This window comes from Alteromonas halophila, assembly GCF_014651815.1.
GTDB lineage: Bacteria > Pseudomonadota > Gammaproteobacteria > Enterobacterales > Alteromonadaceae > Alteromonas > Alteromonas halophila.
The window spans coordinates 1-15,705 of the sequence record NZ_BMXP01000010.1 but is presented as its reverse complement, the minus strand read 5'-3'; the positions used below and the strand labels follow the sequence as shown (position 1 = coordinate 15,705).

Genomic DNA, 15,705 nt, shown 5'->3' with positions numbered 1-15,705 from the left:
TGCGTTGTTTCTTGTTGCGTTATATATCAGGTAGGGACGTCCGTATCCGAACGTTTGTGATCATAGAGCAATCAATTAGGTGGGTCCAGCCTGACACGGCATGTTTTCGCGCAGTTGAGCAATGTATAGCCAGAAGGAAGTGGGAACAGACTTAACGCATCTTCCCAAGCAGGACGTGTGCTTGCGCGTTGCATTTGGTAGACTAACCGGCAAATTCAGCGAAAAGGTTTGTTGTGGAAAAACAACTTGATTACGACACCGTCTCAACGCGTCTCACTCAGCAGAATGTTGCCGTTGATGGCGCGGAAATGCAGGGGATCCTGTGCGGTATGTTTTGTGGCGGCATGTCGCTGACCGATCAGCGCTGGCTGAGCACCCTTAAAGATATTGCCAATCAGGGCGAACCCTTCTCTGATACAGCCGAGCAGATGCTAACTGCGCTGTTTAACCAGACGTGCCAGCAATTGCTGGAGGCTGAATTTTCGCTACAGCTGCTGCTGCCGGAAGATAACACGCCTTTAAACGATCGCGGAGTAGCACTGATTAACTGGGTTCAGGGCTTTCTGGTCGGCTTTGGTTTACATCAGCAGGATCTGACAAACTGCTCGGCCGATGTGAAAGAGGCAATGGAAGACTTTGCTAATATTTCGCGGATGGAGGAGCCGATGGAAGACGATGAGGAATCCGAACGTGCCTTCAATGAGGTGGCTGAATACGTCAAAATCTCTGCAATTTTGTGTTTCAGCGAACTGGGTCAGTCATTGCTTGACGACCAGCCTGCTAATCCGTCAGTACACTAACTATGATTAAACCCGAAGAGTTTATTGCGCGCCAGGACAGGTTGCTGGCGCAATGCCGTGCCAACAGCATTTGCCTGATACCGGCGTCCTCAATGGTTACCCGCAGTCGCGATACGGACTATGTGTTTCGTCAGCACAGCGATTTTTGGTATCTCACCGGGTTTAACGAACCGGACACCTGGCTGATTTTGTCTAATCATTCTCGCCTGGGTAATCTCTATCGCGCGATGGTATGTCAGCCCAAAGATCCCGATTCAGAAATCTGGCATGGCAGGCGTCTTGGCGCACAGGCAGCACTGGAGCAGTTTTCACTGGATGAAGCGTTTGAACTGGATGAGCTGGACGAGGTTCTGCCAGAACTGCTGCGCGGTCATGATAATGTGTATTTCGCTCAGGGCGACATCCCGTTGGCCGACACATTGTTGCAGGACGCTATGGACGTACTGCGTAGCGCACCTAAAGAAACGCTGGCCCCGTCATCCATAACCGATCTTCGCCCTATACTGCACGAAATGCGGGTATTTAAATCTGCCTGTGAGGTCGCCACAATAAAGGCGGCAGTGCAGATTACCGCCAGGGCCCACAAGCGGGCTATGCAGTTTGCCTCGCCCGGCTGTGAGGAATACCAGCTGGAGGCGGAAATTCATCACGAATTTGCCATGGCCGGTGCCCGGTCGCCGGCATACGGCACCATTGTGGGCAGCGGCGAGAATGCCTGCATTCTGCATTACACCGAAAACAATGATGTAGCACGCGATGGTGAGTTAATTCTTATCGACGCGGGCGCGGAGTATCAGGGGTATGCTGCAGATATCACCCGCACGTTTCCGGTCAACGGTACGTTCAGCCAGGCGCAGCGGGACGTCTATTCGTGGGTGTTAAAAGCGCAGGAAACCGTACTGGCAATGCTGGGACCCGGCGTAACCTTAAGCGAAGCCATGAATAAAAGCGCCGAAGTGATCACCGAGGGGCTGGTCGCACTGGGTATTGTGAAAGGCAGTGTGGCTGAAAATCTCGAGCGCAAAACCTGGCGGCAATTTTACATGCACGGTCTTGGTCATTACCTGGGCTTGGATGTACACGATGTGGGCAATTATAAAGTGGATGGTATGGACCGGCCACTTAAGCCCGGAATGGTGATCACTGTTGAACCTGGGATTTATATCGCGGCAGACAGCACGGCACCTCAGCAATACCGGGGAATGGGTATTCGAATCGAAGACGATGTAGTGATCACAGCGTCGGGTGTGGAAGTACTTAGTGCTGATGTACCCAAACACATTGATGATATTGAAGCCTTAATGAGGAAGTAAAGCGCGGTGGCAGACTCGGATGTTGTGATAGTGGGCGGCGGTGTCGTTGGACATACGCTGGCCCGTGGACTCGTCACCCATACGTCGTTGACAGTAACGCTGGTGGATGCGACAGACATCAATGATGCTAACACAGCCAGCGCGCATGGGCCGGGCTTCGACACCCGGATTATTGCGTTGTCTAAACGCACGGCGGATGCATTCGGGCAGCTCAGCGTGCCGCTTAGCAGTGCTGGTGCCACACCCATTCACCATATTCAGGTGACAGACCAGGGCCACAGTGGCTTTTGTGCCATGGATGCCGGTGACTACCGCCTTGATCACTTTGGCCAGGTCGTGTCATTAGCACAACTGGGCGCAACACTTCACGACTCGCTTAAACAGGAAGCGGCATTTACTTATCTGGCTCCGGCGACGGTGGTCAGTGCAACACCGTCGCAGGAACACACTCAAATCACGCTTGCTGATGGTAAGCACTTGCGCGCCCGGCTGCTGGTGCTGGCTGACGGAGGTCGTTCCGGGCTGGCTGAAGCGCTGGGCTATCAGCGTCAGCATAAGCCCTATCAGCAAACGGCACTGATCGCCAATGTTCACACCAGTGAACCGCATCACAACCGTGCATATGAGCGCTTTACTGCGCAGGGGCCGGTGGCCTTTCTGCCTTTTGACAGCCAGATTGGTGAGCATGACATGCCCGGGCATGGCTTTTCTGTAGTGTGGACTCGCCGGCATGCACACGAGCAGATATTAACCGACGATGCGGCGTTTATCCGCTCCCTGCAACAGGCAATGGGCTATCGTCAGGGCCGGATCCTGCGCACTACGCCGCGGGTCAGCTATCCTCTGGGATTATCATACACTACAGAGGTTGCCGGGCAGCGTAGTGTGATTGTAGGCAATGCTGCACAAACGCTGCATCCCATCGCCGGGCAGGGGTTTAACCTGGGTCTGCGGGACTGCCTGAATCTGGTGAGTATCATCAGTGGGCACCCAGACGCGGGCAGTATGGCGGTCACGCAGCGGTATGCCAAAAGCCGAAGGACTGACCGGCAGGTCTCCATGACGCTGACCGACACGCTGGTACATACCTTTTCTAACACGCATCTGCCGCTGGTAGCCGCGCGCAACGCGGGACTGTTCGCTCTGGCTGCATCACCGCTGGCGCGCCGGCAATTTGTGACGCAAACTACCGGTTTTGGTGCAGGTAGCGCATTTTCTGATAAGGACAACACATGAAACAAGTGGATATTGCAGTGGTAGGCGGCGGCATCGTTGGCCTTACGCTGGTGTCAGCGCTGGCTGACAGCGGCCTGACTGTTGCAGTTATCAGTGATGCGCCGCTGTCACAACCACTAAAAGCGACGCCGGATGTGCGTGTCAGTGCGATTAATGCAGTCAACGCAGAAGCACTCAGCGCGCGGGGGATCTGGTCGCAAATTCGTAATGATCGGGTATGCCCCTATAATGAAATGGACGTATGGGATAAAGACAGCTTTGGTCATATTCACTTTGACTGCCATGACATGCAAAGCGAGCAGCTAGGTCACATTGTTGAAAATCAGGCGCTGGTAAATGCGCTGGCGGACGGCGTAGCATCTCAGCAGAATGTCGTTGTTGCAGAGAGCCGGATTGCGCGTATTTTGTGGGGGCAGGAACAAACCATGCTGATGCTGGACAATGACGACGTCATTGCCGCGCGACTGGTGGTGGGGGCCGACGGTGCCAACTCGTTCATCCGAAAGCAGGCCAGCCTGCCGGTTACGTTTAAGGATTACGGCCAGACCGCCATTGTGACGAATATTCATACCGAGCAGCCCCATAATAATACCGCCCGACAGGTGTTCACGCCTGATGGCCCGCTGGCAATGTTGCCGCTTAATCATCCAAACCATTGCTCCATTGTATTTTCACAAACCACGACACGGGCCAATGCGTTGCTGGCCATGGACGAGAGCGAATTTTGTAAAGCGCTGACAGAGGCAAGCGGCGCGGCATTAGGGACGGTATCGCTTAATGCGGCGCGTCAGCATTTTCCGCTCATGATGCGCTACGCCAGACAATGGCTGAGTGACGGTGTCGTGCTTGTTGGTGACGCAGCGCATACCATCCATCCGCTGGCCGGGCAGGGCGCAAATCTGGGTATGCAGGATGCGCTGTCACTGGCATCCCACCTGACAACGCTTAAACAGCAGGACAAAGATTTTAGTCAGCGGCGTGCCTTGCGGCCGTTTGAACGGGAACGTAAAGCCAAAGCTATGCGCATGATTGCGGCTATGGACGGATTTAAAACCCTGTTCGCAGGTCACGCGCCGCTTAAAAAGTTCATTCGTGGTGCAGGACTTTCTGCTGCGAACTCGCTGCCAGGCGTTAAACGCCATTTTATTGCTGAGGCGATGGGGCTCTAGGGAAGCCTCAGTAAAGTTGCAATCCCTGCGCGATAGGCCCAAGATATAAGTATATTCCCCTACACCCTATCGGTTATGTCTATGAATAAACGTGATTTTCTGAGATTTTCAGGGATTGGCCTGGCAGCGGCGTCAGTTCCTGCGTTATCTGTTGCCGACGATAAAAAAAAGGACTTTCCTGTTGATGCCCGCTTAAGCGATATCACCGGGCCGGTGTCGCCCATCTCGGCCAGCGAGCGTGAGCAGCGCATCGACAAAGCCCAGGCACTCATGAAACAGCATGACATTAAGGCCATTGTGCTGGAGCCCGGCGCGGCGATGGATTATTTCTCTGGGATCCAGTGGTGGCGCAGTGAGCGACTCACTGCGTTAATTATTCCGCAAAAAGGCGATGTTGCCGTTGTGACGCCTTTTTTTGAAAAGCCCAGTGTGCTGGAATCGCTGCAGGTGGGTGATGATGTGCGGGTCTGGCAGGAACATGAAAGCCCGTTTGAGGTGGTCGCTGATATTCTGGCAGACCGCGGGGTGAAATCCGGCAAGTTGGGGTTTGAGGATACGGTTCGCTATTTTGCGGTAGAGGGCATTAAAAACGCGGTACCCAGTATGCAGGTAGTACCCGCGGAGCCAGTTACGCTGGGGTGCCGGATGGTGAAAACGGCGCACGAACTAACTCTGATGCACAAGGCTAATGAAATTACGCTGCGCGCTTACGAAGAGGTGTATGCACAGCTTCAGGAAGGGATGTCTCAGGCCGATGTTAAAGGGCTGATGCACACCGCGCAGCAATCGCTGGGCGGCAGTGGTATCTGGGGGATGGCGTTATTCAATGAAGCCAGCGCCTATCCGCATGGCACCCGCGAGGAACAGACTATCGGGCCGGGGTCGGTAGTTCTGATGGACTGCGGCTGTAGTGTGCATGGTTATCAGTCTGACATTAGCCGTACCTTTGTGTACGGCGAACCCAGTAACAAACAGCGTAAAGTATGGCAGCATGTGCGTGAAGGACAGCGCATTGCCTTTGAAGCTGCTAAGCCAGGGGCGACCGCTGGCAGCGTGGATGATGCGGTTCGTGCACATTATAAAACGCTTGGCTACGGGCCGGATTATAAGCTGCCCGGCTTGTCACACCGCACCGGCCATGGCATTGGCATGCAGGGCCACGAAAAGGTGAATTTTGTGCGTGGTGAAAGCACAAAGCTGGCTGCCGGTATGTGTTTTTCCAATGAACCGGGCATTTATCTGCCGGGTGAATTCGGCGTGCGTCTGGAAGACTGCATTTATATGACCGAAAACGGCCCCGCATGGTTTACCGAGCCGCCGGAGTCACTGAATGAACCGCTTGGGGCGCTGGCACCGCTTAAGGTTTAAGCTAACCCTTATGACAGAGAGAGTGTCTGCTCTCTCTGAATATCTTTAGGTATATATGCTGGCCGCCAGGTGGTGCAGGGGCTGCTTTTCACACAACTCAAATATCTTTGGACGGCGCAATATCAAACTCCCGGGTATATTCGCGGCTAAACTGTGAGGCACTGGCATAGCCAACCTGAAAGGCTACACTGGTGACGTCGGTAGTGCCGCTGCGGAGCAGTTCTCTGGCTTCCTGCAGCCTTAGCACCTTCTGAAATTGCAGCGGACTTAACTGCGTGACCGCCTTAAAATGGGCGTGAAATGAGGATGTACTCATGCCCACGCGCCGGGCAAGGTCGTCAACAGACAGGGCCTTTGTAAAGTGGGTTTTGATCCAGCTTATGGCATTGGCGATTTTCTCGGCATGGGAATCACTCACGCCCAGTTGCGCAATCGCCGGGCCGACGGGGCTTCGCAGTAACCGCAGCAGGATCTCGTCGATCGTATGGGGAACCAGCAAATCGGTATCCTGTTGCTGATGAATGATGTCCATCAGCCGCCGCGCCGTGCTGACAATTGGTGCACTGGCGTCGCCCACGTAGACCGCCCGGGTTTTTTCGGCGCGCGGCACACCGTGAGGAAACACGGTCAGCACCAGCCGGTTTAGCGCGCGCGGATTGATGGGGATAACCAGGCAGAAGTAGGGGGCGGCGACGGACGCTTGTGTGATGGTGACATGAATAGGCACCTCTGCGGCGTACACCACCATTTTTGAGTGATCATATTCAAAGGTCTGATTTGCCAGAGCCACCCGTTTAGCGCCCTGCGGCACAATGCAGATGCTGGGCTGCGAAAGCATATAGTGAGTTTCAGTGTGCTGCACTGATGATCGCACCACATGTACCGCGTCGCCCGCCAGGCTAAAATCGCCATCGTGGGGGGCATATTTGCCAAGCAGCTGTGTTAACGCCTGCAAATCCTGTTTGTCAGGCGATGCGACATGTTGCGCAGCCGCCTGAAAATTAACTACCGATGTCATTGTTTCGATCACTCATTAAAGCACGGTTCTACTGGTCTGGTGCGTAGGTAGCTGGATCGACCTTTTCCATCCAGTTTACCACGTTGCCGTTCTCGTCGGGCGCCTGGATTGCAATGTGTGACATTGACACTTCCGGCGCCGCGCCATGCCAGTGACGCACATTGGCTGGGATCCACACGGTATCGCCCTTTTGCAGTGTCTGAATAGCGCTACCTTCCGACTGTGCCCGGCCTGTACCCTCAGTGATCACCAGCGTCTGACCACGGGGATGGGTATGCCAGTTGGTATAGGCCCCCGGAGAGAAATTAACAATCGCGCCTTTATAATCCCCCTTTTTGGAATCAAAGAACGACCCCACCATCACATCGCCGGTAAAGTATTTCGCCGGCCCAGCCTGGTACTCACTGACTTTCTTAAGCGTAAGGCTCTGTGGCGTCGCTGCACTGGTACAGGTACTGCCGAATGCAACCGACAGCAGTGCGGTAGATATCAATGGGCCCATTTTCATAACAAATACCTCCTAAGGATTAAGTAAACCTGTCTACTCAGACACCGCGCGGGAACGGTGAGCCGTGACGGCGGGATCTTTAGCAAAACAGATGGTTACCAGCCAGACGACAATAGCCAGGCCTGCATAAAACAGCGAGAGCTCAAACAGGCTGATAAATTTAGATAGCTGCCCCGCAATAAGACTGGGAATTGCGGCGCCAGTATACGAAGTAGCAAAAATAAGCGATAAAACACCGGCGCGATCCTGCTGGCGGACGTCGGTCATCAGGACACGCACACTACCGGTGAGTACGGCCCCCTGGGCCGCCCCGGCAATCGCGCTGGCGACAATAAACATGGTCACCGATGAGAGTTTCATTGAGGCAATGATGCCGATAACAGCAAACGTGAATACTGTCATGCCCCAGCGCTGCGCCTGGGCTGGCGTGAGCCTGCCTGTTAACGGCCCTCCCAACGCGCCCGGTAGCAAAAATGAAGAAAACACAATGGCAGCAACAAACACACTGAGGGTGCCGAGTTGCGAAGCGGCAATGGAAGGACCATAGGCCTGCATAAACCCACCAAGCGCCCAGGTAGCAAAGAACGTCATTGCCGCAACCGGATAAACGGCTTATTTTTCGGTGGCAGGTCAAAGCGCGGACGCAGTGAGGTGCGAAAGCCAGGCTCAGGCGTCACACTTTCTTTTGCAAAAAACAGCAGTGCAGCACATCCAGCCAGCGCAAAAATAATCACGATATAGCACAGTATAAAGGGGTAGGGAGCCTGTTCTGCAAATAACCCTGAACTCAGCGCGCCCAGCGTTAACCCAACCAGTGGCGTAATACTGACCGTTGTGGCTGAAAGCCATGCCGGTTTGACGGGAGCCGTGTCAACGATATACGCAGTAATGCCACTGGATGCCAGGCCACAGGCAATCCCCAGTAGCAGTCGCCCAACTATAAGCGGGAGCGCGCTGTGCACCTGCGTAAACAGGAAGGTTGCGAAAGCGCAAAGTAAAAAGACCAGCAGGGTGAGTTTTTTACGGCCGGTATGATTGGATAACCGCCCCAAAAAAAGCAACGCTGAGACCGCTCCGACAAAGTAAAACACCGAGGTCAGAGCCAGTTCGTTGTAGGTTATATTGTAAGTTCGGTGGTAAAGGTCATACAGCGGAATAGGTGCCGCAGACGCGGCAAAGCTAAGTAGTAGCGCCAGTGTGCTGACGATAAATTCATACCAGCGTGGAGAGTCGGTGGCCATAAAAGCGCTCCGGTACTGAACTGACGATAAAAATAAGGTGTCAGCGATGGTCCGGTATTACACAGCCGGCCTCCCATCACGGTTTGGCAATGACACGCGAGTATGAAAGGCCGGTGCGGCGACAAAGGTGCGTCGTACCGGCCTGGAAGTGATCAACACAACAACCTGAGATGTTTAGTCAGCCTCAAGTTCCAGTTTTGACATATCCATCACGAAGCGGTGCGCTACATCGCCATTGGCAAGATGTTCGAAAGCCTCATTCACCTGATCCGGGCTGATCATTTTGCATTCGGGATGAATACCGTGTTCGGCACAAAAATCCAGGACTTCCTGCGTTTCTTTGATGCCGCCGATCAGCGAGCCAGCGACACTGCGGCGACCCATGACCAGTGGAACTGTCATTGGTTCTTCCAGCGGACCAACCTGACCGACAATGACCAGCGTGCCGTCGACATCAAGCAGCGGCGTATAGGTATCAACATTATGCTTCACCGGTACCGTATCGATGATGATATCAAAGCTAAACGCGGCGTTTTTCATGGCATCTTCGTCGGTTGATACTAAAATCCCTTTGGCGCCGCTTTGTTGTGCTTCTTTTTCCTTTTTGTCAGAACGGCTTATGACAGTAACTTCTGCACCCATGGCACAGGCCAGTTTCACGGCCATATGACCAAGCCCGCCAAGCCCGACGACACCGACACGGCTGCCTTCTTTCACGCCCCAGTTACGCAGAGGAGAATACGTTGTGATCCCGGCGCATAGAATTGGCGCAGTTCTGGCCAGATCCAGTGACTCAGGGACGCGCAGTACAAATTCTTCGCGAACAACAATATGCTTGGAGTAGCCACCCTGAGTAATTTCACCGGAGATGCGATCAGGCGCGCCGTAGGTGGGCGTCATACCATTACGGCAATACTGCTCGTCATGGCTGTGACACTTGTCACACTCCTGGCAGCTGTCTACCATACAGCCGACAGCAACATGCTGACCAACTTCATAATTTTTAACGTCTTTACCAGTGTCGGTTACCCGGCCAACAATTTCATGACCCGGTACCAGCGGATAAGGCTGGTCACCCCAGTCACCGTTTACCGTGTGCAGGTCGGAATGGCAGACACCACTGTAGAGAATTTCAATAGCGACATCATTATCACGCAAGTCACGGCGTTCAAAATGGTAAGGGACCATGTGCGCGTCTGAATCATGCGCTGCATAACCTACTGTTTTCATTTTTCCCCCTTGGAAAACGATTTGTGTACGACCGGATGGTCTGTCGGAATGGTGTAAATAGTAGTCTGACCTGCTTGCCTGTGCATGCCTATTTATTTAAATAGCATGCCTGATCCTCTAATTTAATTTTTTGAGTGGATTGCTAATCACCTGAATTTAGCAGTTCTTGAAAATAAAATAGTGAATCATGTGCCTAAAAGTCTAATCTTTCTGATTGTTACGCATAGGCAAGCGCGCAGGCAACTTGTCATTCACTGGTACGCGCCGGTCGCGGAAGTGGATTATTTGCGCCTCTGTCAGCGCAATCGGCTTTTGATAAAGTCGGCCAGAGTTTTGCCCACCACCGGGTGGCGGGCAGCCTGATTAAACAGACAGATATTCACTTTTCCCAGCCCGGGCAGATGCGGGTGACGAAGTACACTGACATTATCCGGCAGGCTCGCCTTCGCCAGGGCGGTGATGCCGAGGCCCTGGGTAATCGCCGCAACCAGGCCAGACAAGTCTGCGTTGGTGTAGGTAATTTTCCAGGCCCGTGTTTGCTGTTTAAGTGCTTCGATCACGCGACTGCGGTACATGCAGCCGTCGGGTGCCAGCACCAAAGAAATAGTGTCGCCCAGATACGGTCGGTTTGGATCACCCACCCACACCATATCATCCTCGACAACCAGTTCACCGTCGGTGTCGTTTAGCGGGTTGACCAACGCCAGGATCATATCAAAGTTATCGCGGTTCCCGGGCGAGAGCAGATCACGGCTCAGCGAGGAGGTGACCTCCAGAGACACATCCGGATAGCGTGAGGAAAATTCGCCAATCAGCCCGGGCAGCAGAGTCGAGGCAAACTCATTAGGGATCCCCAGACGCAGCCGGCCACTCAGTGGTGCAGGTGACAGACTGCGAAAGATACTGTCATTCATCGCCAGAATTTCTTTCGCTTTGGGGTAAAGCCAGTTGCCATCACTGCTGGGCACATGTCGCTGGCCAACCTTGGTAAACAGTTTCCGTTCAAGCTGGGATTCCAGCTTCTTTATCTGCAGGCTGATAGCCGGTTGCGAGCGACCCAGTAACTCACCGGCGCGGGCATAGCCGCCCTGTTCGATGACACTGACAAAGGTGCGCAGATTGTCGAGAGAAAGCTGTTTCATATTGCATTAAGTTTTTTAATATTGAGTCGTCAATATATTACATTTTTAAATGTAATGATAAGAATTTCCAATTTGTTGCCCTCATCGCTTCTTTCTATACTCGTAACTACTTTTAGAAACACAGTGAGTGAGTCGAATGACAAGCACCACCGCCCTACATGCGAAGCACCTCGAAGCCGGTGCCAAAATGGTTGATTTTTTTGGCTGGGATATGCCCATCAGTTATGGCTCTCAAATAGAAGAGCATCACGCCGTGCGCCGCGATGCAGGTATGTTTGATGTCTCGCACATGACCATTGTTGATGTGACAGGAAACGATGCCAAAGCGTACCTGCGCTACTTGCTGGCCAACGATGTTGAAAAGCTCAAAGACAAGGGCAAAGCGCTGTATAGCGGAATGCTTAATGATGAGGGCGGCGTGGTTGATGATTTGATTGTTTACCACTTCGATAACACCAATTACCGTCTGGTGGTGAACTCGGCCACGCGTGAAAAGGACATGAACTGGCTGAAGGCGTGCGCTGACGGCTTTGATGTGACCATTACACAGCGCTCTGAGTTTGCCATGATTGCCGTGCAGGGCCCTAATGCAAAAGATAAAGCGGCGACGCTGTTCAGTGATGCACAAAAGGAAGCCGTTGCCGGCATGAAACCGTTTTTTGGTGTGCAGGCAGAAGACTTGTTTATTGCAACGACGGGCTACACCGGTGAAGCTGGCTACGAAATTATGGTACCGACAGAACGTGCCGGCGAGTTCTGGCAGGGCCTGCTTGATGCGGGTGTTACCCCTTGCGGCCTGGGCGCACGCGATACGCTGCGTCTGGAAGCGGGCATGAACCTGTACGGACAGGACATGGATGAAACGGTTTCACCGCTGGCGGCGAACATGGGCTGGACGATTACCTGGGAGCCTCAGGATCGTAACTTCGTTGGCCGAAGCGCACTGGAAGCACAGCGTGAAGCCGGCACCGACAAACTGGTGGGCCTGGTCATGACCGACAAAGGCGTGCTACGCCATGGTCAGAACGTGCGCACCGAAAATGGTGACGGCGTGATCACTTCCGGCACATTCTCACCCACGCTCGGCCACGCCATTGCGATGGCACGTGTCCCTGCAGGTGTCGGTGAAACGGTGGAAGTGGAAATGCGTAAAAAGTGGGTTACAGTAAAAGTGGTTAAACCCAGCTTCGTTCGCAATGGTAAAAGTGTTTTATAAACGAATAAAAGAACAGGAACAATTATGAGCAATATCCCTAACGACTTACGCTACGCCGCTACTCACGAGTGGGTACGTCCGGAAGGTGACGGTGTCTTCACGGTTGGCATTTCTGAACATGCCCAGGATCTGCTGGGCGACATGGTGTTTGTGGAACTGCCTGATGAAGGCGACAAGGTTAGCACTGGCGACGATATCGCCGTAGCCGAATCGGTAAAGGCCGCTTCGGATATTTACGCGCCAATCAGCGGTGAAGTTGTGGCTGTAAACGAAGATCTGGAAGACTCGCCGGAACTGGTGAACTCTGACTCGTACGGTGATGGCTGGATGTTCAAAATTAAAGCCGATGATGCGTCAGAATTTGAAAAACTGCTGGATGCAGAAGCCTACGAAAACAGCCTGGACGAAGACTAAGCGTTTCAAAACGCGCCAGTCATTGCTGTGAGAAGGGGCGAACATGCGCCCCTTTTTGTCTATTTAACCATTGCGGATATTGAACAGGTTTATGTCAAATACTTCTCCGACTCTTGCTCAGCTTGAGCAAAAAAATGCATTTGTTCGTCGTCATATCGGACCCGGCGAAGACGAAATTAACGCCATGCTGGACACCATTGGTGCCGACACACTGGACGATCTGATGTCCCAGACCGTGCCCGCGGGTATCGCGCTGGACAAGCCCATCGAGGTAGGTGAGGGTGCTACCGAGGTACAGGCGCTGGCTGAGTTAAAAGCGGTAGCAGCGAAAAATCAGATTAACCGTTCGTTTATCGGCATGGGCTACTACGACACGCATGTGCCTAATGTGATCTTGCGCAACGTGCTGGAAAATCCAGGCTGGTATACCGCCTACACGCCTTACCAGCCCGAAATTGCCCAGGGCCGTCTGGAAGCCATTCTTAACTTCCAGCAAATGACTATCGATCTGACCGGTCTGGAACTGGCGTCAGCGTCGCTGCTGGACGAAGGTACCGCAGCGGCTGAAGCCATGTCGCTGTCTAAGCGTGTGTCGAAGAATAAAAAAGCCAGCCTGTACTTTATTGCTGACGACGTGCACCCGCAGACCCGCGACGTGGTTGAGACCCGCGCCGAAATGTTTGGCTTTGGCATTGTCACCGGCCCGGCAGAAGAAGCCGCGGAGCACGACGTATTTGGCGCGCTGCTGCAATACCCCACTACCACCGGTGAAGTCAAAGATATCCGCGATACGATTAAGGCGGTGCAGGACAAGAAAGGCATTGTCTCAGTGGCGGCCGATCTGATGAGTCTGGTGATGCTGAAATCGCCGGGTGAGCTGGGCGCTGACGTGGCGCTTGGCAGTGCCCAGCGCTTTGGTGTGCCGATGGGCTATGGCGGCCCGCACGCGGCCTTCTTTGCGACCCGCGACAGCTACAAGCGTTCTCTGCCAGGGCGTATTATTGGGGTGAGTAAAGATACCCGCGGTCGTCCGGCACTGCGTATGGCACTGCAAACCCGTGAACAGCATATCCGCCGTGAGAAAGCCAACTCCAACATCTGTACTGCGCAGGTGTTGCTGGCCAATATGGCGTCGTTCTATGCGGTGTATCATGGTCCTGAGGGGCTAAAAACCATTGCTCAGCGCATTCACCGGTTTACTGACATTCTGGCCAGTGCCCTGACCCAAAAAGGTGTGTCGCTGAAGCACAATACCTGGTTTGATACGCTGACCGTGATGGTGGATGACAAAAACGCGGTGCTTGAACGCGGCTATGCAAAGGGTGTTAACCTGCGCGCCGATCTTGACGGCGCTGTCGGTGTATCGATGGATGAAACCACCACCCGTGATGACATCACCACCTTGCTGGATGTGCTGTTAGGGGAAGGTCACGGGCTGGATGCCGAAACACTGGATGCCGAAGTGACGACCCAGGGCATGAAGTCCATCCCTGACGAACTAACCCGCACCAGCGACATTCTCACTCATGAGAACTTCAACCGTTACCATTCTGAAACGGAAATGCTGCGCTACATCAAGTCGCTGGAAAACAAAGATTTGGCGCTTAACCATTCTATGATTTCACTGGGCTCCTGCACCATGAAACTGAATGCGACCGCCGAGATGATCCCGGTTACCTGGCCGGAGTTTGGCCAGTTACACCCGTTTGCACCGGTCAATCAGGCCGATGGCTACCAGGAAATGATCCAGGAGTTGAGTGACTGGCTGATCAGCATTACCGGTTATGAGGAACTGTCGATGCAGCCTAATTCTGGCGCACAGGGCGAATACGCAGGCCTGCTGGCCATTCAGCGTTATCATGAAAGCCGCGGCGAAGGGCACCGTAATGTGTGTCTTATCCCCGGTTCGGCCCACGGTACTAACCCGGCATCGGCACAAATGGTCAGCCTGAAAGTTGTGGTTGTGGCGACGGATAAAAACGGTAACGTCGATATGGACGACCTGCGTGCTAAAGCTGAAGAAGTGGGCGATAACCTGTCCTGCGCTATGATCACCTATCCGTCGACGCACGGCGTTTATGAAGAAACCATCCGTGAAATCTGCGACATCGTGCATGATCACGGCGGGCAGGTGTATATGGACGGTGCCAATATGAATGCGCAGGTGGGCATTACCTCACCCGGCCACATTGGCTCGGATGTGTCGCATTTAAACCTGCACAAAACCTTCTGTATTCCCCACGGTGGTGGTGGCCCGGGTATGGGACCGATTGGTGTGAAATCACACTTAGCGCCGTTTTTGCCCAACCACTCAGTGGTAAACATTGAGAATGCCGGCAAGGACTGCGGTGCAGTATCCGCTGCACCCTGGGGCAGTGCCTCCATTCTGCCTATCAGCTACCTGTACATCAAAATGATGGGCTCAGAAGGGCTGCGCAAGGCCACACAGGCGGCAATTTTGAACGCCAACTATGTGGCCAAGGCCTTAGAAGGGCACTATGACGTGCTGTATAAGGGCAAAAATGGCCGCGTGGCGCACGAGTGTATTGTTGATCTGCGCCCGCTAAAAGAAGCGTCAGGTATCAGCGAAGTGGACATTGCCAAGCGTCTGAATGACTACGGCTTCCACGCGCCCACCATGAGCTTCCCGGTGGCCGGTACACTAATGATTGAGCCGACTGAGTCTGAGTCGCAGTACGAGCTGGACCGCTTTGTGAACGCCCTTATCAGCATTCGCAAGGAAATTGCCAAGCTGGAAAGCGGCGAGTGGGATGCCACTGACAACCCGCTGCACAATGCACCGCACACGCTGGCGGATATCTGTGATGACAACTGGGACCGCAGTTACGACCGCATGTTAGCGGCGTACCCGGCACCGGAAGTGCACCGCAACAAGTTCTGGCCAAGCGTGAACCGGATTGACGATGTGTACGGTGACCGTAACCTGATGTGTTCGTGTCCGCCGATTGAGGCGTATCAGGACGGGGAATAGGTAAAACAGCCCCATCGTTTAGATAAAAAAAGGCGAGCGCTTATGCGCTCGCCTTTTT

14 protein-coding genes are annotated in these 15,705 nt (G+C 53.7%); 8 read left to right on the top strand and 6 right to left on the bottom strand.

Annotation, left to right across the window (positions count from 1 at the left end):
* Positions 1 to 233 precede the first annotated feature (233 nt).
* The 5 genes from IE054_RS15225 (at position 234) to IE054_RS15205 (ending at position 5,886) form a co-directional block, all read left to right on the top strand.
* Entirely contained in the window at positions 234 to 800 is a 567-nt protein-coding gene (locus IE054_RS15225) for a UPF0149 family protein (protein WP_189407920.1), read from the top strand.
* A 2-nt stretch (positions 801 to 802) separates the two neighbouring features.
* On the top strand, positions 803 to 2,113 hold the full coding sequence (gene pepP / locus IE054_RS15220) for a Xaa-Pro aminopeptidase (RefSeq protein ID WP_189407919.1): 1,311 nt from the start codon (positions 803 to 805) through the stop codon (positions 2,111 to 2,113).
* 6 nt (positions 2,114 to 2,119) lie between these two features.
* The gene (ubiH, locus tag IE054_RS15215; protein ID WP_189407917.1) at positions 2,120 to 3,349 is read left to right on the top strand and encodes a 2-octaprenyl-6-methoxyphenyl hydroxylase; all 1,230 of its coding nucleotides are present in this window, start codon (positions 2,120 to 2,122) and stop codon (positions 3,347 to 3,349) included.
* Entirely contained in the window at positions 3,346 to 4,518 is a 1,173-nt protein-coding gene (locus IE054_RS15210; protein WP_189407916.1) for an FAD-dependent monooxygenase, read from the top strand. Before ubiH ends, IE054_RS15210 begins: the two co-directional genes overlap by 4 nt.
* A gap of 81 nt (positions 4,519 to 4,599) precedes the next feature.
* The gene (locus IE054_RS15205) at positions 4,600 to 5,886 is read left to right on the top strand and encodes a M24 family metallopeptidase (protein ID WP_189407914.1); all 1,287 of its coding nucleotides are present in this window, start codon (positions 4,600 to 4,602) and stop codon (positions 5,884 to 5,886) included.
* 97 nt (positions 5,887 to 5,983) lie between these two features.
* Here the strand turns inward: IE054_RS15205 and IE054_RS15200 are convergent, their stop codons facing one another.
* The 6 genes from IE054_RS15200 to IE054_RS15175 form a co-directional block, all read right to left on the bottom strand.
* The gene (locus IE054_RS15200) at positions 5,984 to 6,904 is read right to left on the bottom strand and encodes an AraC family transcriptional regulator (protein WP_189407913.1); all 921 of its coding nucleotides are present in this window, start codon (positions 6,902 to 6,904) and stop codon (positions 5,984 to 5,986) included.
* A 28-nt stretch (positions 6,905 to 6,932) separates the two neighbouring features.
* A complete protein-coding gene (locus IE054_RS15195; protein ID WP_229805199.1) occupies positions 6,933 to 7,412 on the bottom strand; it encodes a (R)-mandelonitrile lyase in 480 nt (159 codons plus the stop codon).
* A 33-nt stretch (positions 7,413 to 7,445) separates the two neighbouring features.
* On the bottom strand, positions 7,446 to 8,003 hold the full coding sequence (locus IE054_RS15190; RefSeq protein WP_189407912.1) for an MFS transporter: 558 nt from the start codon (positions 8,001 to 8,003) through the stop codon (positions 7,446 to 7,448).
* On the bottom strand, positions 8,000 to 8,653 hold the full coding sequence (locus tag IE054_RS15185) for an MFS transporter (protein ID WP_189407910.1): 654 nt from the start codon (positions 8,651 to 8,653) through the stop codon (positions 8,000 to 8,002). The genes IE054_RS15190 and IE054_RS15185 overlap by 4 nt, the downstream gene beginning before the upstream one ends.
* Before the next feature lie 174 nt (positions 8,654 to 8,827).
* Entirely contained in the window at positions 8,828 to 9,883 is a 1,056-nt protein-coding gene (locus tag IE054_RS15180) for an NAD(P)-dependent alcohol dehydrogenase (RefSeq protein WP_189407908.1), read from the bottom strand.
* 296 nt (positions 9,884 to 10,179) lie between these two features.
* A complete protein-coding gene (locus IE054_RS15175) occupies positions 10,180 to 11,025 on the bottom strand; it encodes a LysR family transcriptional regulator (RefSeq protein WP_189407907.1) in 846 nt (281 codons plus the stop codon).
* 136 nt (positions 11,026 to 11,161) lie between these two features.
* Between IE054_RS15175 and gcvT the strand changes: the two genes are divergently transcribed.
* The 3 genes from gcvT (at position 11,162) to gcvP (ending at position 15,647) form a co-directional block, all read left to right on the top strand.
* On the top strand, positions 11,162 to 12,241 hold the full coding sequence (gcvT, locus tag IE054_RS15170; protein ID WP_189407906.1) for a glycine cleavage system aminomethyltransferase GcvT: 1,080 nt from the start codon (positions 11,162 to 11,164) through the stop codon (positions 12,239 to 12,241).
* Between the two features lie 24 nt (positions 12,242 to 12,265).
* Positions 12,266 to 12,655 (top strand): glycine cleavage system protein GcvH, encoded by a 390-nt coding sequence (gene gcvH / locus IE054_RS15165; RefSeq protein WP_189407905.1) that lies wholly within the window; start codon positions 12,266 to 12,268, stop codon positions 12,653 to 12,655.
* Positions 12,656 to 12,746: 91 nt separating this feature from the next.
* The gene (gcvP, locus tag IE054_RS15160) at positions 12,747 to 15,647 is read left to right on the top strand and encodes an aminomethyl-transferring glycine dehydrogenase (RefSeq protein WP_189407903.1); all 2,901 of its coding nucleotides are present in this window, start codon (positions 12,747 to 12,749) and stop codon (positions 15,645 to 15,647) included.
* The last annotated feature ends 58 nt before the right edge of the window (positions 15,648 to 15,705 follow it).

Excerpts from the sequence above, each read along its gene's own strand:
- IE054_RS15195 (WP_229805199.1), bottom strand. The coding sequence starts at position 7,412 with ATGAAAATGGGCCCATTGATATCTACCGCACTGCTGTCGGTTGCATTC.
- gcvT (WP_189407906.1), top strand. The coding sequence starts at position 11,162 with ATGACAAGCACCACCGCCCTACATGCGAAGCACCTCGAAGCCGGTGCC.
- pepP (WP_189407919.1), top strand. The coding sequence starts at position 803 with ATGATTAAACCCGAAGAGTTTATTGCGCGCCAGGACAGGTTGCTGGCG.
- IE054_RS15175 (WP_189407907.1), bottom strand. The coding sequence starts at position 11,025 with ATGAAACAGCTTTCTCTCGACAATCTGCGCACCTTTGTCAGTGTCATC.
- IE054_RS15205 (WP_189407914.1), top strand. The coding sequence starts at position 4,600 with ATGAATAAACGTGATTTTCTGAGATTTTCAGGGATTGGCCTGGCAGCG.
- IE054_RS15180 (WP_189407908.1), bottom strand. The coding sequence starts at position 9,883 with ATGAAAACAGTAGGTTATGCAGCGCATGATTCAGACGCGCACATGGTC.
- IE054_RS15200 (WP_189407913.1), bottom strand. The coding sequence starts at position 6,904 with ATGACATCGGTAGTTAATTTTCAGGCGGCTGCGCAACATGTCGCATCG.
- IE054_RS15190 (WP_189407912.1), bottom strand. The coding sequence starts at position 8,003 with ATGACGTTCTTTGCTACCTGGGCGCTTGGTGGGTTTATGCAGGCCTAT.
- gcvP (WP_189407903.1), top strand. The coding sequence starts at position 12,747 with ATGTCAAATACTTCTCCGACTCTTGCTCAGCTTGAGCAAAAAAATGCA.
- gcvH (WP_189407905.1), top strand. The coding sequence starts at position 12,266 with ATGAGCAATATCCCTAACGACTTACGCTACGCCGCTACTCACGAGTGG.
- IE054_RS15210 (WP_189407916.1), top strand. The coding sequence starts at position 3,346 with ATGAAACAAGTGGATATTGCAGTGGTAGGCGGCGGCATCGTTGGCCTT.
- IE054_RS15185 (WP_189407910.1), bottom strand. The coding sequence starts at position 8,653 with ATGGCCACCGACTCTCCACGCTGGTATGAATTTATCGTCAGCACACTG.